18 protein-coding genes are annotated in these 22745 nt (G+C 61.1%); 14 read left to right on the top strand and 4 right to left on the bottom strand.

Annotated elements, in window-relative coordinates:
- Positions 1-107 precede the first annotated feature (107 nt).
- From SJI03_RS11650 to def, 6 genes are all read left to right on the top strand, one after another.
- Complete coding sequence (locus tag SJI03_RS11650) at positions 108-743, top strand: phosphatase PAP2 family protein (RefSeq protein WP_233516292.1); 636 nt, start codon at positions 108-110, stop codon at positions 741-743.
- Between the two features lie 183 nt (positions 744-926).
- Positions 927-4454, top strand: coding sequence for a chromosome segregation protein SMC (smc, locus tag SJI03_RS11645; protein ID WP_322427295.1), 3528 nt, complete (start codon positions 927-929; stop codon positions 4452-4454).
- Positions 4451-5614 carry a cell division protein ZipA C-terminal FtsZ-binding domain-containing protein gene (locus SJI03_RS11640; RefSeq protein ID WP_322427294.1) on the top strand — a complete coding sequence of 388 codons (1164 nt, stop codon included), beginning with the start codon at positions 4451-4453 and terminating at the stop codon, positions 5612-5614. Before smc ends, SJI03_RS11640 begins: the two co-directional genes overlap by 4 nt.
- A gap of 14 nt (positions 5615-5628) precedes the next feature.
- Complete coding sequence (gene ligA, locus SJI03_RS11635) at positions 5629-7995, top strand: NAD-dependent DNA ligase LigA (protein WP_322427293.1); 2367 nt, start codon at positions 5629-5631, stop codon at positions 7993-7995.
- Between the two features lie 25 nt (positions 7996-8020).
- Positions 8021-8914: a UTP--glucose-1-phosphate uridylyltransferase GalU gene (gene galU, locus SJI03_RS11630; RefSeq protein WP_322427292.1), complete on the top strand. Its 894-nt coding sequence runs from the start codon at positions 8021-8023 to the stop codon at positions 8912-8914.
- Positions 8911-9447: a peptide deformylase gene (gene def, locus SJI03_RS11625; RefSeq protein ID WP_034752265.1), complete on the top strand. Its 537-nt coding sequence runs from the start codon at positions 8911-8913 to the stop codon at positions 9445-9447. Before galU ends, def begins: the two co-directional genes overlap by 4 nt.
- A gap of 78 nt (positions 9448-9525) precedes the next feature.
- On the opposite strand, the gene SJI03_RS11620 is transcribed toward def, so the two are convergent.
- The 4 genes from SJI03_RS11620 to map all read right to left on the bottom strand — a co-directional run bounded on the left by SJI03_RS11620 (position 9526) and on the right by map (position 14649).
- Positions 9526-10290 carry a flagellar brake protein gene (locus SJI03_RS11620; protein ID WP_099379869.1) on the bottom strand — a complete coding sequence of 255 codons (765 nt, stop codon included), beginning with the start codon at positions 10288-10290 and terminating at the stop codon, positions 9526-9528.
- A gap of 152 nt (positions 10291-10442) precedes the next feature.
- Positions 10443-11192: a pseudouridine synthase gene (locus tag SJI03_RS11615; protein ID WP_099379868.1), complete on the bottom strand. Its 750-nt coding sequence runs from the start codon at positions 11190-11192 to the stop codon at positions 10443-10445.
- Between the two features lie 40 nt (positions 11193-11232).
- Positions 11233-13800, bottom strand: a complete 2568-nt coding sequence (locus SJI03_RS11610) for a [protein-PII] uridylyltransferase (RefSeq protein WP_322427291.1) — start codon at positions 13798-13800, stop codon at positions 11233-11235.
- A 36-nt stretch (positions 13801-13836) separates the two neighbouring features.
- Positions 13837-14649: a type I methionyl aminopeptidase gene (map, locus tag SJI03_RS11605; protein ID WP_035826955.1), complete on the bottom strand. Its 813-nt coding sequence runs from the start codon at positions 14647-14649 to the stop codon at positions 13837-13839.
- Between the two features lie 391 nt (positions 14650-15040).
- On the opposite strand from map, the gene rpsB reads away from it, so the two are divergent.
- The 8 genes from rpsB (at position 15041) to rseP (ending at position 22716) form a co-directional block, all read left to right on the top strand.
- Entirely contained in the window at positions 15041-15793 is a 753-nt protein-coding gene (gene rpsB, locus SJI03_RS11600) for a 30S ribosomal protein S2 (RefSeq protein ID WP_010397614.1), read from the top strand.
- Positions 15794-15951: 158 nt separating this feature from the next.
- A complete protein-coding gene (tsf, locus tag SJI03_RS11595; protein WP_322427290.1) occupies positions 15952-16863 on the top strand; it encodes a translation elongation factor Ts in 912 nt (303 codons plus the stop codon).
- 147 nt (positions 16864-17010) lie between these two features.
- Positions 17011-17727: a UMP kinase gene (gene pyrH, locus SJI03_RS11590; RefSeq protein WP_035818156.1), complete on the top strand. Its 717-nt coding sequence runs from the start codon at positions 17011-17013 to the stop codon at positions 17725-17727.
- Positions 17728-17905: 178 nt separating this feature from the next.
- Positions 17906-18466: a ribosome recycling factor gene (gene frr / locus SJI03_RS11585; protein ID WP_034784152.1), complete on the top strand. Its 561-nt coding sequence runs from the start codon at positions 17906-17908 to the stop codon at positions 18464-18466.
- A 98-nt stretch (positions 18467-18564) separates the two neighbouring features.
- Positions 18565-19332 carry a polyprenyl diphosphate synthase gene (gene uppS, locus SJI03_RS11580; protein ID WP_322427289.1) on the top strand — a complete coding sequence of 256 codons (768 nt, stop codon included), beginning with the start codon at positions 18565-18567 and terminating at the stop codon, positions 19330-19332.
- Positions 19332-20165, top strand: a complete 834-nt coding sequence (locus SJI03_RS11575) for a phosphatidate cytidylyltransferase (RefSeq protein WP_322427288.1) — start codon at positions 19332-19334, stop codon at positions 20163-20165. Before uppS ends, SJI03_RS11575 begins: the two co-directional genes overlap by 1 nt.
- A gap of 8 nt (positions 20166-20173) precedes the next feature.
- Positions 20174-21358: a 1-deoxy-D-xylulose-5-phosphate reductoisomerase gene (gene ispC, locus SJI03_RS11570; RefSeq protein WP_322427287.1), complete on the top strand. Its 1185-nt coding sequence runs from the start codon at positions 20174-20176 to the stop codon at positions 21356-21358.
- Positions 21355-22716, top strand: a complete 1362-nt coding sequence (gene rseP / locus SJI03_RS11565; RefSeq protein WP_322427286.1) for an RIP metalloprotease RseP — start codon at positions 21355-21357, stop codon at positions 22714-22716. The genes ispC and rseP overlap by 4 nt, the downstream gene beginning before the upstream one ends.
- Positions 22717-22745 lie beyond the last annotated feature (29 nt).

Raw genomic sequence — 22745 nt, 5'->3', positions numbered from 1 at the left:
AATTTTGTAATCGAATGTAATTCTTCGCTGCAGCACAGCAAAAGCCGCGCGGAACAGGGCAGAGTCGTGGCATAGTACAAGCTGATCATGAAATAAGTGCAGGCGCGATGACTTGGTGGAATGGGATTTCTTTTGCGGCCGACATGTCCGTGATGGGGCCGGCTGGCGTGGCGATCGCCCTGTGGCTGCTCGTCTCGCGCCAGTGGCGCCTGGTGCTCAGCTGGAGCTTGTGGTACGGCGGCGGCCTGGCCCTCGTGGTGCTGTCGAAGCTGGCTTTCATGAGCTGGGGCGTGGGCAGCAGCGCGCTCGATTTTACGGGTTTCAGCGGCCACGCCATGCGCGCCGGCGCCGTGTTTCCCGTGCTGATGTATGTGCTGCTGCAGCGGGCCGCACCGCGCTGGCGCCATGCAGGCGTGCTCGTCGGCGTGGCCTTTGCCGTGCTGGTGGCCATTTCGCGCGTGGTCGTGCATGCGCACAGCGTGTCGGAAGCCGTCAGCGGCTGCGTGCTGGGCCTGGCACTGGCGCTGGGTTTCATGTGGAATGCCCGCGGCGCCGTCAATTTTGCCGTCAGCCATGCGCTGGCCCTGGCCAGCCTGGTGCTGATGGTGGTGCTCAGCTTCAAGGCGGAACCCATGCCGACCGAGCAATGGCTGCAAAAACTGGCCCTGATATTGTCTGGCCATGAGCGCGTTTTTTCCCGTGAAGACTGGAAACTGGCACAGGATGGCCGTCCAGCCCCGTGAGGCGGGGCAGGCTGGCGCCTGGCGCTGCGGTTTTTTGGCCAGAAAAGCATCAGGAAATGGTATGATGAACCACTTTTTTGCGGTGAATGGCCAGACAGCCGTCGCGATGGTGCATCTGAAATGAATATGAACCGGGTTCACCCATAATATAACCGCCAGCATAGGCCAGGAACTCTAAAACACGTGCGTCTCTCTTCCATCAAGTTGTCGGGATTTAAGTCTTTCGTCGATCCCACCAATTTCCAGGTGCCAGGCCAGCTCGTGGGCGTGGTCGGGCCGAATGGCTGCGGCAAGTCGAACATCATCGATGCCGTGCGCTGGGTGCTGGGCGAATCGAAAGCGTCGGAATTGCGCGGCGAATCGATGCAGGACGTCATTTTCAATGGCTCCACCCACCGTAAACCAGCCGGGCGCGCTTCCGTGGAACTGGTGTTCGACAATAACGATGGCAAGGCGTCCGGCCAATGGGGCCAGTACGCCGAGATCGCCGTCAAGCGCACCCTGACGCGTGACGGCACCTCCACCTATTACATCAATGGCCAGCCCGTGCGCCGGCGCGACATCCAGGATATTTTCCTCGGCACCGGCCTCGGCCCGCGCGCCTACGCCATCATCGGCCAGGGCATGATTTCGCGCATCATCGAATCGCGCCCCGAAGAATTGCGCGTCTTTCTCGAAGAAGCGGCAGGTGTTTCCAAATACAAGGAACGCCGCCGCGAGACGGAAAACCGCCTGCAGGACACGCGCGAGAATTTGCTGCGCGTGGAAGACATCTTGCGCGAACTCAATGCCAACCTGGAAAAGCTCGAAGCGCAGGCGGCCGTGGCCACGCGTTTCCACGCCTTGCAGGCGGACCAGGAAGAAAAGCAGAAACTCTTGTGGCTGCTGCGCAAGAACGAGGCGCAAAACGAGCAGACACGCTATTTCCGCGAAGTGGAACAGGCGCAGACGGACCTGGAAGAACAGACGGCCAAGCTGCGCAACGTGGAACTGACCCTCGAGCAGATGCGCCAGGCGCACTTTGCCGTGGGCGACCGTTTGCATACGGCGCAGGGCCATCTGTACCAGACGAATGCGGAAATCGGCAGCCTGGAAGCGCAGATCAAGTTCGTCATCGAATCGCGCGCCCGCCTGCAGGCGCAGCTGGCGACCCTGACGGCCCAGCGCGACCAGTGGACGCAACAGGGCGGCGAATACCAGGAACAGATCGAAGAGGCGGAATTCCACCTCGAAGAGCTGGCCGCGAAGGTCGAGCAATCGCAAATGATGGCCGAGCAGAAAGGCGAGCAATTGCCCGAGCTGGACGCCGCCTGGCGCGCCGCGCAAAACAAGAGCACGGAATCACGCGCCCGAATCATGCAGGCCCAGCAGCAGCTGGAACTGGAATCGGCGCACCAGCGCAACGCCTCGAACATCCTGGCCAGCCTGCTGACGCGCCGCGAGCGCTTGCAGCAGGAAAAGAACAGCCTGAGTTTGCCCGACAGCAGCCACCTGGAAAACCTGAAACTGCAGCTGGAAGAAAAGCAGCAGACGCTGGAAGAACAGGGTTTCTACCTGGAAGAAGCGCTGGAGCAGCAACCGAAGCTGGAGCAGGAGCGGGCTGAAGCACAGGCGCAGGTGAATGCCGAAACAGCCGCCAACGCCCAACTGGAAGCGCGTCTTTCCGCTTTAAAACAATTGCAGGAGCGGGTACAGACCCAGGGCAAGGTCCAGCCATGGCTGAAAAAGCACGAGCTCGACACCTTGCCGCGCCTGTGGCAAAAGTTGCAGATCGAAGCGGGCTGGGAAGCAGCCATGGAATCGATCTTGCGCGAGCGCACGTCGGCCTTGCAACTGTCGAATATCGACTGGGCCAAGGCTTTCTTTGCCGACGCGCCACCGGCCAAGCTGGCCCTGTACGCGCCATCGACCGTGGCGCCGCTGCCGCAGCCGGAAGTGCCAGGCCTGAAACCGTTCCTGAACTTGTTGAAACTTAATGATCCGGGCTTGCGCGGCTTGCTGCAGGATTGGCTGTACAACGCCTACGCCGTGGAAGACGCGGCCGAAGCCTTGCTTGAACGCAGCAAATTGCCGCCGGGCGGCTATTTCGTCACGCGCGCCGGCCATGTGGTCACGGCCACCAGCGTGCGCTTCTATGCGGCCGATTCGGAGCAGGAAGGCATGCTGGGCCGCCAGCAGGAAATCGAGAATATCGGCAAACAGTTGCGCGCCCAGCAATTGCTGGCCGAAGAGGCGCGCGCCCGTTCCGTGCGGGCCGATGCGGCCGTTGCCACCTTGACGCGCAACCTGTCGGACTTGCGCTTGCGCATACAGCAGCTCACTTCCTCCGTGCATACTCTGCAACTGGACGTGGTGAAACTGTCGGAAGTGGAAGCGCGTTTCAACCAGCGCAGCACGCAGATCGGCGCCGACCTGGCGGAGATTGCCGCACAGGAAGCGGAACAGATGCAGACCAAGCTGGAATCGGAAGAGAAATTCGAACAGCTGGACATGGAACTGGGCAACTTGCAGGAAGCGCACGAAGACGGCCATACGGACTTCCTGCAGAAGGAACAGCGTCTGGCCGAGGCGCGCGAAGCCTTGCGCGACCTGGAGCGGGCAGCCAAGGATACGGAATACGCGGAAAAAGCCCACCGCGCGAAGATCGAGGAATTGCGCCGCAACATCGCCACGGCCAGCACGCAAGCCCAGCAAGTGACGGAAAGCCTGCAGGCGGGCGAACTGGAACTGGCCAACCTGGAAAGCGGCGCGGCGGCCGATGGCTTGCAGGATCTGTTAGAACGCCGCACCACGCAGGAGCGGGCGCTGGCGGACGCGCGCCACGAACTGGACCAGATCACGCAGCAGCTGCGCCTGTCCGAAGATGCGCGCACGCAATCGGAACGCAGCCTGCAGCCGCAGCGCGACAAGATCATGGAAATGCAGCTCAAGGAACAGGCCGCGCGCCTGAACCAGGAGCAATTCGCCCAGCAATTGCTGGAGTCGGGCGCCGACGAGGCCGCGTTGACGGAAAAATTGCACCCGGACATGCGCCCATCGTATCTGCAGGGCGAAGTGACGCGTTTGACCAACGCCATCACGGGCCTGGGCGCCGTCAACCTGGCCGCGCTGGACGAACTGGCGCAGGCGTCCGAGCGCAAGAATTTCCTCGACGCCCAGAATGCCGACCTGACGGAAGCGATCAACACGCTGGAAGACGCGATCCACAAGATCGACAAGGAAACGCGCGATTTGCTGCAAGACACGTTCGACAAGGTCAACCATCACTTTTCCGAGCTGTTCCCGATCCTGTTCGGCGGCGGCCAGGCCAAGCTGACCATGACGGGCGACGAGATTCTTGATTCCGGTGTACAAGTCATGGCGCAGCCTCCCGGCAAGAAAAATGCCACCATCCACCTGTTATCGGGTGGAGAGAAGGCGCTGACCGCGACCGCATTGGTGTTTTCCATGTTCCGCCTGAATCCGGCGCCGTTTTGCCTGCTCGACGAAGTCGATGCACCGCTGGACGATTCGAACACGGAACGCTTCTGCCGCATGGTCAAGCGCATGTCCGACCAGACCCAATTCCTTTTCATTTCGCATAACAAGATTGCGATGGAAATGGCCCATCAATTGATCGGTGTGACGATGCAGGAGCAGGGCGTATCGCGCATCGTGGCGGTGGACATGGAGTCCGCCGCAAATTTTGCAACCGAGGCACAAGCAGCATGACAGACCTTCAAATTACCTTGTTCGGCGCCGGCGGCGTCTTTATCGTCGGCGTTTTCTCGTACAACAAATGGCAGGAATACAAGGCCAAGAAAAGCGTGGAACGGGCCTTTTCCACCGACCATGATGACGTGCTGATGCGCGAGGGCGACGCCCCTGCCGTGGAAGCCCAGGATCCCGTGCTGCGCCAGGAGCCGCGCTTCGACGCCGCGCCCGCCGCCAAGGCCGAACCGTCGTTTGGCGCGCCGCCAGCAACCGTGGTGCCGGACGCGCCCGTGCACGCGGAACCGTCGCTGGCCGATGCTGATCCCGCACCCGCCACCCCGGCCGCGCCGGCGCAGCAGGAAGTCAGCGCCGCCAGCGAACAGGCGACCAGCCTGGTCGACCCGCTGATCGATTGCCTGCTGCCGTTGTCGCTGGAAGCGCCCGTGCGCGGCGACAAGATCTTGCCCGTGCTGCAAACCCTGCGCCTGGTGGGCAACAAGCCCGTCCACTTCATCGGTTTGCACGTGAATGGCGACTGGGAACCGATCACGCATGGCGGTGTCTACACCAAGATGCAAGGCGGCGTGCAGCTGGCCAGCCGCAGCACGGCCTTGAATGAACTGGAATACTCGGAACTGGTCACGCGCCTGCGCGGCGTGGCTGACGAGATCGGCGCCGAGCCCGAAGTGCCCGACATGATGGAAGTGATGGCCGAAGCGCGCAATCTGCACCGCTTTGTTGCCGGTCACGACGCGCAGCTGGGCGTCAACCTGCACACGAATGGCGCGCCATGGGCCATTTCCACCTTGCTGTTCGCACTGGAAAAGCAGGGCTTTGACGTGCGTCCTGATGGCCGTTTCGTCATGCCGGACGGCGACGGCGGCTATCTGTTCTCGCTGTCGACGAATGTCACCCTGGCCGAAGAAACGACGCCACGCCTGACCCTGTTGCTGGATGTGCCATGCGTGGCGCCTGCGCGCGACGGCTTCGGCGCCATGGTCGCCTGCGCCAAAGCACTGGTGGGACGCCTCGATGCGACCATCGTCGACGATTACAACCAGGCCCTGTCCGATGCGGCGCTGGCCGAGATCGCTGGCCAGGTGCAAGAGTTTTACCAGGAAATGGACGCGGCCGACATTCCGGCCGGCTCCACCCGCGCCCTGCGTTTATTTAGCTGAAGAATCCCGCAACAATGACTGATCCGATCAACCAGGACGCCGCCCAGCGGAATGCCGCCCAGCGCGTCCTGGCACTCACGGCCGAACTCAATCGGCATCTGCACGCCTACCACGTGCTCGACAATCCCACCATCCCCGACGCCGAGTACGACAAGCTGTTCGTCGAACTGCAAACGCTGGAAGCGGCCCATCCCGATTTGCGCACGCCCGATTCGCCCACCTTGCGCGTGGGCGCGGCACCGCTGCCGCAATTCGAGCAAGTCACGCACACGGTGCCGATGTTGTCGCTGAACAATGGTTTCTTCGATGACGATATCGTCAATTTTGACCGCCGCGTGCGTGAAGGCCTGGACCTTGACGGTGCCGAAGTCGACTATGCGGCCGAAGTGAAATTCGATGGCCTGGCCATCAACCTGCGCTATGAAAACGGCCTGTTCGTGCAGGCAGCCACGCGCGGCGATGGCGCCACGGGCGAAGACGTGACGGCGAATATCCGCACCATTTCCGGCATCCCGCTGCGCCTGCATGGCGACAAGATTCCTGCCGTGCTCGACGTGCGCGGCGAAGTGATGATGTTCAAGGCCGATTTTGCCCGTTTGAACGAACGCCAGCGTGAAGCGGGGCAGAAGGAATTCGCCAACCCGCGCAACGCGGCTGCCGGCAGCCTGCGCCAGCTCGATTCGCGCATCACGGCGCAGCGCAAGCTGCGTTTCTATGCCTACGGCATCGGCGCCCTCGATGGGGCCGCCATGCCGGCCTCGCATTCGGCCTTGCTGGACTGGTATGAAACCCTGGGCATCCCCGTGTCGAAGGAGCGCAAGGTGGTGCAGGGCGCGCAGGGCTTGCTCGCCTACTATGCCGATATCGGCGCGCGCCGCCCCGTCTTGCCGTATGAAATCGACGGCGTCGTCTACAAGGTGAACGCGACGGAAGACCAGCAGGAGCTGGGCTTTGTGTCGCGCGCGCCGCGTTTTGCGCTGGCGCACAAGTTTCCCGCCGAAGAAGCGCTGACGCAGGTGCTGGGTATCGATATCCAGGTGGGCCGCACAGGCGCCATGACACCCGTGGCGCGCCTGGCGCCCGTGTCGGTCGGTGGCGTGACGGTGACCAATGCTACCTTGCACAATGAAGATGAAGTGCTGCGCAAGGATGTGCGCGTGGGCGACACCGTCATCGTGCGCCGCGCCGGCGACGTGATTCCCGAGGTGCTGAGCGTGGTGCTGGAAAAGCGCCCGGCACCGGCGCCGCCGCCGTTCAAGATGCTGGAAGCGTGTCCCGTGTGCGGCTCGCACGTGGTGCGTGAAGAGGGCGAGGCGATTGCCCGCTGCTCGGGCGGCCTGTTCTGCTCGGCGCAGCGCAAGGAAGCGTTCCGCCATTTCGCGGGACGGCGCATGATGGATATCGAAGGCCTGGGGGAACGTTATATCGATACCCTGGTCGAACTGGAATACGTGCATGGCCTGGCTGACCTGTACAGCCTGACCCTGGATAAATTGCTGGAAATGAAAGTACGCGCCGATGAGCGCGACGGTTCGACGCCAGAAACAGTGCAACAAGGAAAGATTCCCACCAAGTGGGCGGAAAACCTGCTGGCCGGCATTGAAGCGAGCAAGCGTCCGCCGCTTGAGCGTTTCCTGTTCGCGCTGGGCATCCGCCACGTGGGCGAATCGACGGCGAAGACCCTGGCCGAGTGGCTGGGCAGCCTGGCGTATGTGCGGCAAGCGCCCGCAGCCTTGTTGCGCGTGCTGCCAGATATCGGCGGCACGGTAGCCGAATCGATTGCCGATTTCTTTGCCGAAGAAAAGAACCAGCAAGCGCTGCAGGCATTGCTGGACGCCGGCGTCACACCCCAGGGCGAACATGCGCCCAGCGCCAAGCTGCGCACGCAACTTGAGCAAACCAAGCTGCTGGCAGCCATCGGCATCCCGAAGCTGACGGAGCCGCGCGCCAGGCAACTGGTAGAGCGGGGCGTGACCCTGGCCAGCCTGGCCGCGCAAGGCGCCAGCTTCCACGCGGGCTTGCCAGCCGCCGTGGCCGAAGCGCTGGCGCAATGGCTGGCCGATGGCGAGAATGTCAAGCTGCTAGGTCAACTGGACGCCCTGCGAAATGAATTACTGTCACAATTGCCTGAAATGCCAGCCGCTGGCGGCAAGCTGGATGGCAAGACGTTCGTCCTGACGGGCACCTTGCCCACTATGAGCCGCGACGAGGCGGCGGAGCTGATCGAGGCGGCCGGAGGCAAGGTCAGCGGCTCTGTATCGAAGAAGACGGGCTATGTCGTCGCCGGTTCGGATGCCGGCAGCAAGCTGGCCAAGGCCCAGGAGCTGGGTGTGGCCATCCTCGACGAGGTTGGCTTGCTGGCCTTGCTCGCGCAAGACTAATTATTCAAAAAATTACAGAAGACCCATGAAAAAAATCAGAAAAGCAGTCTTTCCCGTCGCCGGCCTAGGCAGCCGTTTCTTGCCAGCGACCAAGGCACAACCGAAGGAAATGTTGCCCATCGTCGACAAGCCATTGATCCAGTATGCGGTGGAAGAAGCCGTGGCGGCCGGTATTACGGAAATGATCTTCATCACGGGCCGCAACAAGCGCGCCATCGAAGACCATTTCGATACGGCTTACGAGTTGGAGTCGGAACTGGAAGCGGCTGGCAAGCGCCAGTTGCTCGACATGGTGCAAAACGTCATTCCCAAGCATATCAATTGCATTTACATACGCCAGTCCGCGCCGCTGGGCCTGGGGCATGCCGTGTTGTGCGCCCGTCCCGTGATCGGCGACGAACCGTTTGCCGTCTTGCTGGCCGACGACTTCATGGATGTGGAAGAGGGTGTGCGCCCCGTGCTGGCGCAGATGACCGATGTCTTCCAGTATGAAAATTGCTCGCTGCTGGCGGTGCAGGATGTGCCGCGCGCGGAAACCAAGCAGTACGGTATTGTGTCGGCAAAGAATTATCAGCCCGACCTGGAACTGGTCTCGGCCATCGTGGAAAAGCCTGCGCCAGAAGAGGCGCCGTCGACCCTGGCCGTGGTGGGCCGTTATGTGCTGACCAGCCGTATCTTTAACCACCTGGAAAATATCGGCACGGGCGCCGGCGGCGAAATCCAGTTGACGGACGGTATCGCCGCCCTGATGCGAGAAGAGCGCGTGCTGGCTTACCGCTACCAGGGGCAGCGCTATGATTGCGGCTCCAAGCTTGGCTACCTGAAGGCAATGACGGCGATGGGCATGAAACATCCGGAAACGGGCGTGGCCTTCCGCACTTACCTGCAAGAACTGCAATCGACACTGGACGCAAAATGACGGTACGTGAAATTCTCAAAATGGGCGATCCGCGCCTGCTGCGCATGGCCGAGCCCGTGCGTGAATTCGATACGCCCGAACTGCATGCCTTGATCGCCGACATGTTCGACACCATGCATGCGGCCAATGGCGCGGGCCTGGCGGCACCGCAGATCGGTGTCAACCTGCAACTGGTGATCTACGGCTTCAAGCAGAACCTGCGTTACCCTGATGCGCCGCAAGTGCCCGAAACCGTGCTGATCAACCCTGTGCTGACGCCTTTGTCGGAACGCAAGGAAGAGGGTTTCGAGGGCTGCCTGTCCGTGCCTGGCCTGCGTGGCAGCGTGCCGCGCTGGAGCGAGCTGCACTACGAAGGCGTGGACCAGTTCGGCCAGCCCATCAGCCGCGACTGCGACGGCTTCCATGCGCGCGTGGTGCAGCACGAGGTGGACCACTTGCACGGCATTCTGTATCCGATGCGTATCGTCGACTTCACGCAGTTCGGCTATACCGAGGTGATGTTCCCCGATCTCGACCCAAACGACGACGATTAGGCGCCCGATACCTGTCGACGATAAAACAATGGCCGCGCAGCATGAGCTGGGCGGCCATTTTTTATGCGTGAAGCAAACCTAGCGCACCTTGCGGCTGCTGCCCAGGTCATCGAGCAGTACTTTCAATTCATCCTGCATGGCATCCGTCAGGTTCAGGAAGCGGCAGCCGATCTGCACTTGCTCGCCCAGCAGGAAAGAGCGGAAGGTGCGCGACAGGCGGATTTCCAGGTCGGCGATCATGACCTTGTTCGGTCCCAGTTCCAGGCGCACGCGCGACAGCTTGCGCCCCACGTACAGACCGACCGTGTCGCGCGGATGGGCGCGCATGCCGATGCCGCCGGCCGAGAAATCATACAGCTGCAATTCATATGGACGCCCCTCGAGCACGAAGGCGGCCAGGTAGTACACGCCCAGCGGCGTTTCCAGGCGCGTCGATTCGCGCCGTTCCAGCACCAGGCAATGGCTGGGGAAGTTGGTCAGGTACACGTTCGGCCGCTCGGGATACGCTTCCCATTCGCCATTGATGGTAAATTGCAGCTTGGCGCTTTGCACCCACGACACAAACGTGGCGCCGCCAGGCGGCAGGGTCGCGCCCTCATTGAGTTCCAGCACGAATTGCGGCAAGTCGTCGTCCACGGACAGAATGCGTGCCATGATGACGTCTTCGCCGCCCGCCGGGTAGATGGAAATGGCGTCGCCGTTGTCAGCCAGGCTGCACAGGGTTTCGCCGATATCCCACGGATCGCTCATATGGTGCGGCTTGGTGCCGGGCGCCATCGGCTCGGCCACGTCAGCCAGGCTGGGCGCGCCTTTGCGCAGGGGATTAGGGATGGGATCGTTCACGACAGCGTATCTCTTTTGTTCTAATGGGGAATAGTGTATAGGTTTAAAGCAATATTTACTAAGTAAATCACAATAATTGTTTTTATATCACTATATTCCTGTTGCTTATGTGACTAGGCATGCCGCGCGGCATGCCATCTTGACGTCGCCGCTTAAAATTGTTCGTCCGCGCTTAGATAGCGCCATTGACCGGTCGGCAAGTCGCCCAGCTTGACCTTGCCGATGCGCACGCGTTTCAGTCCCAATACTTTCAGGCCGACGGCTTCGCACATGCGGCGGATCTGGCGTTTCTTGCCTTCGCGCAGGGTAAAGCTCAGCTGGTCTTCATTTTGCCAGCGCACCTTGGCCGGCAGCAGCGGCTTGCCATCGAGCCACAGGCCGTGGTTGAGCTTTTTCAGCTCGCTGTCGGGCAGGGTGTCGCCCTTGGTGTAGCTCACGCGCACCAGGTATTCCTTGTCGATATCGGTATCGTGGCCGATCAGCTGCTTGGCCACGCGCCCATCCTGCGTCAGGACCAGCAAGCCGACGGAATCGATGTCCAGGCGGCCGGCCGCCACCAGGCTGCGCAGCTGGGTCGGGTGGAATTGTTCCGGGCTGCGGTCTTCCGCCCAGCGGTTTTCCGCCTTGATCAGGGCCACGGCAGGCGTGTAGCCGTCTTCGGCCTGACCGCTGACGTAACCGACGGGTTTGTTGATCAGCACGGTGACGCGCTTCGATTGTTCGGCCGCCGCCTGGCGTTCCACGGTGACTTTCTGGCTCGGGTAGACCTTGCTGCCCAGCTCGGACACCACCTTGCCATCCACACGGACCCAGCCGCGTGCGATCCACTCATCGGCTTCGCGGCGGGAGGACAGGCCCAGTTCGGACATGCGTTTGGACAAGCGTAATAATTCTTCGGTCATGTTGTTTCAGTTTCAGTAAGGTAGGCGTTGCGCGGAAAGTCTACACTTTCAGCGCATCGAGTAAATCGGTTTCCAGCAATATCTGGTTGCGGGCATTGTTGAGCGCGGGGCCGTCGACGAGGAAGACGTCTTCGACCCGCTCGCCCAGGGTCATGATCTTAGCCGTGTGCAAGTTGATGCGGTACTTGGTCAGCACGTTGGCGATCGCATACAGCAAGCCCGTGCGGTCGTTGGCCGCCACCGACAGCAAGTAATATTGGCCCTTTTCATCGGGCCGCAAATCCACGGTCGGCTGGAAGGGGAAGGTGCGCGACAGGCGCGACAGCCGTCCCTTGCCCGGCGGCGGCAGCGGTGTTTGCGACTGCAGCAGCTCGCCCAGCTCATGCTCGATCAGGCTGATGATGTCGCGGTAGCTTTTGGCGAAGCTCTGTTCCGTGACGAGGAAGGTGTCGAGCGCATAGCCATTTTTCGTCGTGTGGATCTTCGCGTCGAGGATGCTGAAGTTCTTGCGGTCGAAATAGCTGCAGATGCGCGCGAACAGGTCGGGCTGGTCGGGAATGTACACGGCCACCTGCAAGCCTTCGCCGATGGGCGCCAGCCGGCATTTTACCACCGGCAACTTGCTGTCGAGCTTGTCATACAGCGAGCGCGTCTGCCAGGCGATGTCGGAGGCGTCGTGACGCAGGAAGTAGGCCACGTCCAGCTGCTGCCACAGTTTCAGGTGCGCATCGGGCGGCAAGCCGTACAGGCGCAGGGTGGCCAGCGCTTCCTGCTGGCGGTTTTTCAGTTCGCGGTCGGCCGTGTGCGGCTCGCCGCCCAGCACGCGCAAGGTGATCTTGTACAAGTCTTCCAGCAGCTTGCCCTTCCAGGCATTCCACACTTTCGGGCTGGTGCCGCGGATGTCGGCCACCGTCAGCAGGTACAGACCCGTCAGGTGGCGCTCGTCCTTGACCACTTTCGCAAAGGCGGCGATGACGTCGGGATCGGACAGGTCCTGCTTTTGCGCCACTTGCGACATGGTCAAATGATTTTCCACAAGGAATGCCACGAGTTCCGTGTCTTCTTCCGACAGGCCGTGATCCTGGCAGAACTGGGTGGCGTCGGCCACGCCCAGCTTCGAATGGTCGCCGCCGCGGCCCTTGGCGATGTCGTGGAACAGGGCCGCCACGTACAGCAGCCACGATTGCGAGAAATCGGCCATCAGCTGACTGCAGAACGGATATTCGTGCGCGTGTTCGCTCATGGTGAAGCGGCGCATGTTGCGCACCACCATCAAAATGTGCTGGTCGACCGTGTACACGTGGAACAGGTCGTGCTGCATCTGGCCCACGATGCGGCGGAAATTCGGCAGATAGCGCCCCAGGATGCTCATTTCGTTCATGCGCCGCAGCGCGTGGATGATGCCGACCGGCGCTTGCATGATGCGCAGGAAGAGGGCGCGGTTGACGGGATCCTGGCGGAAGGCGGCGTCGATCTTGAAGCGCGCGTGCCACAGGGCTCGCGTGGCGCGCGACGTCATGCCCTTCAGGGCCGGGCGCTCCGTCATCAGCACGAAGACTTCCAGCATGGCCGAAGGGTATTGCTCGAACGTATCGTCGGCGCTGATGTCGATCAGGCTGTTGACTTCATTGAAGCGTTCGTTGATGGGCACGGCCACATCGTCTTGCGGAAACAGTCGCGCTTCGATGTTCTGCAGCAAAATCGTGTTGAGCTGGGTTACCGTCTTGGCGGCCCAGTAATAGCGCTGCATGAGGAATTCGCTGGCGCGGCGCATGTGCGGCCCGCTGCCCGTCGCTTGCAGCCCTAGCGATTCGGCGATCGCCGTCTGCACGTCGAACACGAGGCGGTCTTCGCGCCTGCCCGCGTGCAGGTGCAGGCGCACGCGGATATCCTTGAAGGCGCGCTCCTTTTCCATCAGCTGGCGCGCTTCCGTCAGGGTGATCAGGCCGCCCGTGGCCAGAGTGCGCCACGAGTTCGCCAGGCCGGCTGCCTTGGCCACCCACAGGATGACCTGCAAGTCGCGCAGGCCGCCTGGGCTTTCCTTGCAATTCGGTTCCAGACTGAAGGCCGTGTCTTCGTACTTGGCATGGCGCTGGCGCATTTCCGCCGTTTTTGCTTGGAAGAAGGCCTGCGGGTCCATGGCGGCGTCATAACGCTGCTGCAATTGCGCGAACAGATCCGCGTTGCCGCACACGAGGCGCGCTTCGAGCAAGCTCGTTTGCACGGTGATGTCGGCCTTCGATTCGACCATGCATTCGTCGACCGTGCGGATGCTGTGGCCGATTTCCAGGCCCAGGTCCCACAGCAGTTGCACCAGTTCTTCGAGCTTTTCCTGCGTGGCGGCGTCCGGCGCCTGTTGCAGCAGGATCAGCAGGTCGACATCGGAATACGGAAACAGTTCACCGCGGCCATAGCCGCCCACGCCCACCAGGGCCGTGCCGGGCGGCAAGCCGGCCTCCTGCCAGGCGCGCGTCAGCACGCCGTCGACGCTGTGGCGCAGGCTGCGCAGCAGTTTTTCAGGCTTGCCGTCGGCCTGGAAGGCCGCAATGACGACCTGGCGGTCGGCTTTCAGTTGCTGTTTCAGCTGTTCCCGAACTTGCTTTTTCATCTGGGCCCTGGGGTGGCGGTGCGTGGGATGGGAGGATCAGGCTTTGTTCAGGATCAAGGCGGGCGGTGGAGGCATGCCGGGCGAGACGGTCAGCACTTCATAGCCTGTTTCCGTTACCAGCACCGTATGTTCCCATTGCGCCGACAGGCTACGGTCCTTGGTTTTGATGGTCCAGCCATCGTTCATTTCGCGGATTTCGCGGCGGCCCGAATTGATCATCGGTTCCACGGTGAAAATCATGCCCGCTTCCAGGCGCTCCAGGGTGCCTGGTTTGCCGTAGTGCAACACTTGCGGTTCTTCATGGAAGACCTTGCCGATGCCGTGGCCGCAGAATTCGCGCACCACGCTGTAGCCGGCCTTTTCAGCATGCTGCTGGATGGCGTGGCCGATATCGCCCAGGTGGGCGCCCGGCTTGATCTGGTCGATTCCCAGCCACATGCATTCATAGGTGATTTCCGACAGGCGCTTGGCCAGGATGGTCGGCGTGCCGACGAGGAACATGCGGCTGTTGTCGCCGTGGTAGCCATCCTTGATGACGGTGATGTCGAGGTTGACGGAGTCGCCGCTCTTGAGGACCTTGTCGCCGGGAATGCCGTGGCAGATGACGTCGTTGACGGAGGTGCAGATGGCTTTCGGGTACGGCGTGTAGCCAGGAGGACAGTAGTTCAGCGGGGCAGGGATGGTGCCTTGCACGTTGACCATGTATTCGTGGCACAGACGGTCCAGTTCGCCGGTCGTGACGCCGACCTTGACGAAGGGAGTGATGTAGTCGAGCACTTCGGCGCCGAGTTTGCCGGCAACGCGCATGCCTTCGATGTCGGCGGCGGTATTGATACGGATGGTGGACATGGTGTAATTCGCAATCTGCAAGATGTTCGGGTGAAAAGCACAGACGAATCTCAGCGTGTGAGGAAAAAGTCTGCAAATATGTCGAAATTATAAACGAGGCGCCCTGTATCCGCCGCCTCCATCCTATGGCTGGCAGGCGATTTTTGCGGGAAAACCGATGGTCGATACGCGTTGCACCAGTGTGGTGCAACGCTTGCCGTCGCTGCGCGCGCGATTTGCGCCCTGGACTTGATGGAATGGGCATTTCGGTGTAGAATCCCGGGTTGCTTGAATTCTCTTTTAAGCAATGCAGTAAAACAGTGTCTTTAATTTATATAAACACGCGAATCCGGTCGACAAGGGTGCCTGTATGGTGACTGATCGGATTCCAGACCCAACCCTGGAGTTAATAATGTCCGTAACAATGCGCGAAATGCTGGAAGCCGGTGTCCACTTTGGTCACCAAACCCGTTTTTGGAATCCAAAAATGGCACCGTTCATCTTCGGCCATCGCAACAAGATCCACATCATCAACCTGGAAAAAACCATGGCGATGTACCAGGACGCAATGAAGCACGTGCGTCAACTGGCTGCAAACCGTGGCACCATCCTGATGGTTGGCACCAAGCGTCAAGCTCGCGAAATCATCGCTGCTGAAGCGCAACGCGCTGGCGTGCCTTTCGTTGATCAACGTTGGTTGGGCGGCATGCTGACCAACTTCAAAACGATCAAAACCTCGATCAAGCGTCTGAAAGACATGGAAGTGATGATCGAAGACGGTTCGATCGAGAAGCTGTCGAAAAAAGAAGCGCTGATGTTCTCCCGCGAAATGATCAAGCTGCAAAAATCGATCGGCGGCATCAAGGACATGGGCGGCATTCCTGACGCAATCTTCGTCGTCGACGTCGGCTACCACAAAGGTGCGATCACCGAAGCAGCTAAACTGGGTATCCCGGTCATCGGCGTTGTCGATACCAACCACTCCCCAGAAGGCGTGAACTTCGTGATCCCAGGTAACGATGACTCCTCGAAAGCCATCATGTTGTACGCTCGCGGTGTTGCTGATGCAATCATCGAAGGCCGTGCAGCTGCCGGTAACGAAGTTGTTGAAATGGTTAAAGCAGCCGCTGGCGACGAATTCGTCGAAGTAAACGAACAGGCTTAATGGCCAGGCTATCGCAAGATAGCCGTTTGTAAGCACAGCAGTAAGGGAAAAGGGGTGGCAGCAGCTCCCCCTTTTTTTTAACAAAAAAACGATAGTGACCGCTGGCGAGGCATGCATGCCCGGCCGCGACTATCGACTCACCGAATCAGGAGAAACACATGGCAGCGATTACAGCAGCGATGGTAGGCGAATTGCGCGGCAAAACCGACGCACCAATGATGGAATGCAAAAAAGCACTGACCGAAGCCGAAGGCGACATGGCGCGTGCGGAAGAGATCCTGCGCGTCAAACTGGGCGGCAAGGCATCGAAAGCATCGGCACGCATCACCGCTGAAGGCGTCGTGGCAACCTACATCGCCAATGGCGTAGGCGCCCTGGTCGAAGTGAACTCGGAAACCGACTTCGTTGCGAAAAACGACGATTTCCTGGCACTGGCCAACAACGCTGCCCGTCTGGTGGCAGAACACAACCCGGCTGACGTCGCTGCCCTGCTGGCCCTGCCACTCGATGGCAAGACCCTGGACGATGTGCGCGCTGCCCTGATCGGCAAAATCGGCGAAAACATGACCATCCGCCGCTTCCAGCGCTTCGAAACCACCGCCAAGCTGGCTTCGTACCTGCACGGTTCGCGCATTGGCGTGATCGTCGAATTCGACGGTGCCGATGAGCAAGTGGGCAAAGATGTGGCCATGCACATCGCTGCCATGAAGCCAGTGTCGCTGTCGTCGAACGAAGTTCCTGCGGAACTGATCGAAAAAGAGCGCTCGGTTGCACAACTGAAAGCCGAAGAAGACGCAGCCAAAGCGGCCGCCGAAGGCAAGCCAGCGCAATCGCCGGAAATCCTGGCCAAGCGCCTGGAAGGTTCCGTACAGAAGTTCCTGAAAGAAGTATCCCTGCTGAACCAGGCTTTCGTGAAAAACGACAAGCTGTCGGTTGAGCAAATGCTGAAGGCGGCTAACACCAGCGTCAAAGGTTTCGCCATGTACGTAGTGGGCGAGGGCATCGAGAAGAAGCAAGACGACTTCGCAGCAGAAGTCGCAGCACAGATGGCTGCCTCCCAGGGAGCGTAAGTAAAGCGGGCCGAGAGGCCCGTTTTTTTGGCCCGCCCGCACCTGTCGTGCCGGGCGGCGGCATGGGCAGCCCCGCGCGCCTATCCGGCGCTGCAAGGCGCTGCGCCATGTCATACTCGAATAACCTCATTTATGGAGCCCCAGCTCATGTCAAAACCAGCCTACAAGCGCGTCCTCCTCAAGTTGTCCGGCGAAGCCCTGATGGGAGATGATCCCTACGGCATCAACCGCGCCACGATCGAGCGCATGGTGGCCGATGTGGCCGAGGTGGCGAAGTTGGGTGTGGAACTGGCAATCGTGATTGGCGGCGGCAATATCTTCCGCGGCGTCGCGCCTGGCGCGCAAGGCATGGACCGTGCCACCGCCGACTACATGGGCATGCTTGCCACGGTGATGAACGCACTGGCCCTGGCTGATGCCATGCGCCACGTCGGTATCACCGCGCGCGTCATGTCGGCCATCGGCATTGAGCAAGTGGTCGAGCCGTACGTCCGCCCGAAAGCCCTGCAATACCTGGAAGAAGGTAAAGTGGTGGTCTTCGCCGCCGGCACCGGCAATCCGTTCTTCACCACCGACACGGCAGCTGCCCTGCGCGGTGCCGAGATCAGCGCCGAGATCGTCCTGAAGGCCACCAAGGTCGACGGCGTCTACACGGCCGATCCGCAGAAGGATCCGAACGCCACCCTGTTCCACACGATTACGTTCGACGACGCCATCGCCAAGCACCTGCAAGTGATGGATGCCACCGCATTCGCCCTGTGCCGCGACCAGAAACTGCCAATCAAAGTGTTTTCGATCACCAAGCCAGGCGCGCTGATGCGCGTCATCATGGGTGAAGATGAAGGCACGCTGGTTCACGTGTAGAAATAAGGAGCACCGAGAAACCGTCCATGGCTGCGTTGCAGCGCCTCGCCGTACATTAAGTACTGTCTTCGGCGCTGCGCCTTGCCCTGAACGGTTTTCGGCACTCCCGATTGCGCGAACATTTACACTGCAGTGAATAATTGTAATACCCATTTATTATCAAGATATAGGAGGGCGTATGTCCTTAGCTGACGTTAAAAAGAACACCCAGGAACGCATGACGAAGTCGCTGGAAACACTGCGGGCCGATCTGGCCAAAGTGCGTACCGGCCGCGCCCATACGGGTATCCTGGACCACGTGATGGTCGATTACTACGGTTCGCCGACGGCGCTGACCCAGGTCGCCAACGTGACCCTGATCGACGCGCGCACCATCGGTGTGCAGCCGTACGAAAAAAAGATGGCCAACACCATCGAAAAAGCCATCCGCGACGCCGACCTGGGTCTGAACCCGTCGGCACAGGGCGACCTGATCCGCGTTCCGACGCCGCCGCTGACGGAAGAGCGCCGCAAGGAAATGGTCAAGCTGGTCAAGAGCGAAGCGGAAGACGCGAAGATTGCCGTGCGTAATATTCGCCGCGATGCGAATGAGTCGCTGAAGAAACTGGTCAAGGAAAAAGCCTGTTCCGAGGACGATGAGCGCCGCTCGTCGGAAGAAGTGCAGAAACTGACGGACAAGTTTATTGCCGACATCGACAAGATGGTCGTTGACAAAGAAAAAGAAGTGCTGACCGTCTAGTTTTCAGTCCTTCGACGCTGCCCGGAAAAGCATGGCTTTTCCGGGCAGTGCTATTTGGCGCATAATAACTATCTTTTATTTTTGGTATTCTTGTTTTCATGATCTATTCGAGTTCGACAACGGCAGTACCTGAGGTGGGTACGGTGCCGCGCCATGTGGCAATCATTATGGATGGCAATGGCCGCTGGGCAACCAAACGCTTCCTGCCCCGCGTGGCTGGCCACGTCAAGGGCGCCGACGCCGTGCGCGGCATCGTCGAGACTTGCCTCGAACGCGGTGTCGAGTATCTGACCCTGTTTGCCTTCAGTTCTGAAAACTGGCGCCGCCCGGAAGAAGAGGTGTCGATGCTGATGCGCCTGTTCGTCACCATGCTGGAACGCGAAGTGGTCAAGATGCATGCCAACGATATCCGCCTGAAGGTGGTGGGCGACCTGTCGCGCTTCAATGAACAGCTGCAAACCCTGATCGCCAATGCGGAGCGCAAGACGGCGAACAACACGCGCCTGACGGTGTCCATCTGCGCCAATTATGGCGGCCGTTGGGACATCATGCAGGCAGTCAATAAAATGACGGCCGAGGCGGCAGCCAATGGCCAGGCCCTGGCGCATGCCTTTACGGAAGAGCAACTGGCGCCGCACCTGGCCATGGCCTACGCGCCCGAGCCCGACCTGTTCATCCGCACGGGCGGCGAGCAGCGCATTTCCAATTTCCTCCTGTGGCAACTGGCGTACACTGAGTTGTTTTTTACCGAGACTTTCTGGCCCGACTTCAATGACGAGTGCCTCGACGCGGCAATCGCGTCTTACCAGCAGCGCGAACGGCGCTTTGGCCGTACCAGCGCGCAATTAACTGAAAAGACAAACTGATGCTGAAAACACGGATAATCACCGCCCTGGTCTTGTTGGCGGTCTTGCTGCCGGTTCTGTATCTGAATTATTTCCCCGCCTTCGCCGTGATCGCCACGGCGTTCTTCGGCGCCGCCGTCTGGGAAAGCTTCCGCATTTTCAAAAATCGCCAGGCGCTGCTGATTGCCGCCGTCTGGACTGCCGCCTTCGCGTATACGTTTTTTGTCGGCAACGGCATGGCGCAGCTCAATTTCTGGTTCGCCCTGTGCGTGGCCATCTGGCTGATCCGCTTCGTGCCCTCGCTGGCGACGGGCTTGCCGCCCACAGAAGGCCTGGGCAACACCTTGCTCAGCCTGGTGTACCCGGTGACCATCGTCGGCTGCTTCGTCGCCATCATCGCCCTGTTCCTGCATAGCCCCTTGTTCCTGCTGTCCGTCATGGCCCTCGTGTGGATCGCCGATATCGGCGCGTACTTCTCGGGCAAGGCTTTCGGCAAGCGCAAGCTGGCGCCAAGCATTTCCCCAGGTAAATCCTGGGAAGGCGCTATCGGCGGCGGCATCGCCGTGCTCGTCATCTCCGCCATCACCATCGTGGCCGCGCCATCGCTGCCGGTCTTGCAAGACACCTTTGCCGTGCAGCTGCAATTACGCCGCGGCTGGCTGGTGGCCTTGCTGGTGCTGCTGCTGATCGTCGCCGCCAGCATCGTCGGCGACCTGTTCGAATCCCAATTGAAGCGCCGCGCCGGCATCAAGGACAGCAGCAACCTGCTGCCTGGCCATGGCGGCGTACTCGACCGTATCGACGCCTTGATCCCGGTCCTGCCATTTGCCGCCCTCGTGGCCAGCTGGCTTTAAGGAAACTCATGCAATACATCACCATTCTTGGCGCGACCGGTTCGGTCGGCGTGTCCACCCTGGACGTGCTCGCGCGTCATCCCGAGCAATACAGCGTGTATGCGCTGAGCGCGCACAGCCGTGTGGCCGAACTGGCCGCCCAGTGTCTGCAATTTCGTCCCCTGCGCGCCGTCGTCGGCACGGCGGACGCCGCCCTTGAACTGACGCGCTTGCTGCGCGGGCAGGGCGTCGATACGCAGGTCGAGTATGGCGTGGACGCCCTGTGCGCCATCGCCAGCGCGCCGCAAGTGACGGGCGTGATGGCGGCCATCGTTGGCGCGGCTGGCTTGGCGCCCACCCTGGCGGCGGCACGTGCTGGCAAGAAAGTATTGTTGGCCAATAAGGAGGCGCTGGTCATGTCCGGCCAGCTGTTCATCGATGCCGTGCACGATAACGGCGCCGTGCTGCTGCCGATCGACAGCGAACATAACGCCATTTTCCAATGCATGCCGCATGCCCATGGCCGCGCGCCTGGCGCCGCTGGCGTGGCGAAGATCGTGCTGACGGCTTCCGGTGGCCCTTTCCTCACGCGTGACGTCGAAACGCTCGACACGGTCACGCCGGACCAGGCCTGCAAGCACCCGACCTGGGCCATGGGCCGCAAGATTTCCGTCGATTCGGCCACCATGATGAACAAGGGCCTGGAAGTGATCGAGGCGCACTGGCTGTTCGGCGCGCCGGCCGACCAGATCGAAGTGCTGATCCACCCGCAAAGCGTGATCCATTCGATGGTGTCGTACATCGACGGTTCCGTACTGGCCCAGCTGGGCAATCCGGACATGCGCACGCCGATCGCCCATGCGCTGGCGTATCCGCAGCGTATCGCTTCCGGCGTGGCGCAACTGGACCTGGCGCAAGTGGCCACCCTGCAGTTCGAACGTCCCGACTTCCGCCGCTTCCCCTGTCTGGCGCTGGCCTTCGACGCCCTGCGCGCGGGCGGCACGGCGCCGGCCCTGCTCAACGCGGCCAATGAAGTGGCCGTGCAAGCGTTTCTTGGCGAGCAGATCGGCTTCCGCCAGATCGACCGGGTCATCGCCCACGTGATCGAAACGGTGCCGCACGGCGCCGCTTCCAGCATCGAGGCCGTGATGGAGCAGGACCGCCTGGCCAGAGAGGCTGCGCAGGCATACATTGCCCAGAGGCTGGCCGCATGACCTTGATTACCACCTTGCTGGCGTTCATCGTTGCGCTGGGCTCGCTGATCACCTTGCACGAACTGGGCCACTATCTGGTGGCGCGCTGGTGCGGCGTCAAAGTGCTGCGTTTCTCGATCGGCATGGGAAAAGTGGTGTATTCGCGCAAGTTTGGCAAGGACCAGACGGAGTGGGCGATTTCCGCGCTGCCGCTGGGCGGCTATGTGAGCATGCTCGACAGTCGCGCGCAAGACCTCAGCGATTTGCCGGAAAGCGAATTGCGCCGCGAATTCACGCGCCAGAGCGTGTGGCGCCGCATCGCCATCGTGGCCGCCGGCCCGCTGGCCAATTTCCTCGTCGCCATCGTGCTGTACGCGGGTCTGTTCATGCATGGCATCGAAGAGCCGTCGAGCAAGCTCGGCCCCGTGGCCGAAGAGACGGCCGCCTACGCGGCCGGCTTGCGCAGCGGCGATACGGTCGAGGCGGTGAATGGCAAGGCCGTGGCCAGCTGGTCCGAGCTGCGCTGGGAGCTGATCCAGGCTACCCTCGACAAGCAGCCGGCGCGCATCGAAGTGCGCCGTCCCGACCGTGGCCAGCAGGAGGCGACCTTGCCGACGGCCAGCCTGACGGAGACGGACCTGGAAGGCGACGTGCTGGGCAAGCTGGGCCTGACCCTGGCCCGTTCCGCGCCTACCTTGATGGAAATCATGCCCGGTGGCGCCGCCGCGCGCGCCGGCCTGCAGAAAAACGACCAGATCCTGGCCATCGACGAACAGCCCGTGCACGACGTGGCGGCCGTGATCGCCACCCTGAGCCAGGCGCCGGGCCGGACCCTGCAATTGCAACTCTTGCGCCAGGGCCAGGACCTGACCCAGTCCATCACGCCGGACGCCGTGCCGGGCGCCGGGGCAGAGGGAGCTGTAACAGTTGGTAAGATACAGGCAAAGCTGGGACAGGTGCCGGATATGATCACCGTGGCATCCGGACCGTTCTCTGCCGTGGGCAAGGCGTCCACCAAGGTCTGGGATACCAGTGTCATGAGCCTGAAAATGCTGGGCAAAATGATCACCGGCCAGGTCTCGCTGAAGAATGTGACGGGTCCCATTACCATCGCCGATTATGCGGGCCAGACGGCGCGCATCGGCCTGGTAAGCTACCTGAGCTTCATCGCCTTCATCAGTATCAGTCTGGGCGTGATGAATTTGCTACCCATTCCTGTTCTGGATGGCGGGCATTTGCTGTATTATTCGCTGGAAGTTTTGACCGGACGCCCCTTGCCGGAGCGCGTAGGCGAGATTGCCCAGCGCCTGGGGATCGGTTTGTTGCTGACCTTGATGGTGCTTGCCGTCTTTAATGACGTGTTGCGATTGCTGAATTAGGGCGGTGGTTGATGCCATTGCGTGAGTCG

The organism is Janthinobacterium sp. GMG1, assembly GCF_034427795.1.
Lineage (GTDB): Bacteria > Pseudomonadota > Gammaproteobacteria > Burkholderiales > Burkholderiaceae_D > Janthinobacterium.
This window is presented reverse-complemented; position numbering and strand designations above follow the sequence as displayed.

Bases quoted from the DNA above. Each gene is read 5' to 3' on its own strand.
- SJI03_RS11650 (WP_233516292.1), top strand. From the start codon at position 108: ATGACTTGGTGGAATGGGATTTCTTTTGCGGCCGACATGTCCGTGATG.
- SJI03_RS11640 (WP_322427294.1), top strand. From the start codon at position 4,451: ATGACAGACCTTCAAATTACCTTGTTCGGCGCCGGCGGCGTCTTTATC.
- ligA (WP_322427293.1), top strand. From the start codon at position 5,629: ATGACTGATCCGATCAACCAGGACGCCGCCCAGCGGAATGCCGCCCAG.
- galU (WP_322427292.1), top strand. From the start codon at position 8,021: ATGAAAAAAATCAGAAAAGCAGTCTTTCCCGTCGCCGGCCTAGGCAGC.
- def (WP_034752265.1), top strand. From the start codon at position 8,911: ATGACGGTACGTGAAATTCTCAAAATGGGCGATCCGCGCCTGCTGCGC.
- SJI03_RS11615 (WP_099379868.1), bottom strand. From the start codon at position 11,192: ATGACCGAAGAATTATTACGCTTGTCCAAACGCATGTCCGAACTGGGC.
- SJI03_RS11610 (WP_322427291.1), bottom strand. From the start codon at position 13,800: ATGAAAAAGCAAGTTCGGGAACAGCTGAAACAGCAACTGAAAGCCGAC.
- map (WP_035826955.1), bottom strand. From the start codon at position 14,649: ATGTCCACCATCCGTATCAATACCGCCGCCGACATCGAAGGCATGCGC.
- rpsB (WP_010397614.1), top strand. From the start codon at position 15,041: ATGTCCGTAACAATGCGCGAAATGCTGGAAGCCGGTGTCCACTTTGGT.
- tsf (WP_322427290.1), top strand. From the start codon at position 15,952: ATGGCAGCGATTACAGCAGCGATGGTAGGCGAATTGCGCGGCAAAACC.
- pyrH (WP_035818156.1), top strand. From the start codon at position 17,011: ATGTCAAAACCAGCCTACAAGCGCGTCCTCCTCAAGTTGTCCGGCGAA.
- frr (WP_034784152.1), top strand. From the start codon at position 17,906: ATGTCCTTAGCTGACGTTAAAAAGAACACCCAGGAACGCATGACGAAG.
- uppS (WP_322427289.1), top strand. From the start codon at position 18,565: ATGATCTATTCGAGTTCGACAACGGCAGTACCTGAGGTGGGTACGGTG.
- SJI03_RS11575 (WP_322427288.1), top strand. From the start codon at position 19,332: ATGCTGAAAACACGGATAATCACCGCCCTGGTCTTGTTGGCGGTCTTG.
- ispC (WP_322427287.1), top strand. From the start codon at position 20,174: ATGCAATACATCACCATTCTTGGCGCGACCGGTTCGGTCGGCGTGTCC.
- rseP (WP_322427286.1), top strand. From the start codon at position 21,355: ATGACCTTGATTACCACCTTGCTGGCGTTCATCGTTGCGCTGGGCTCG.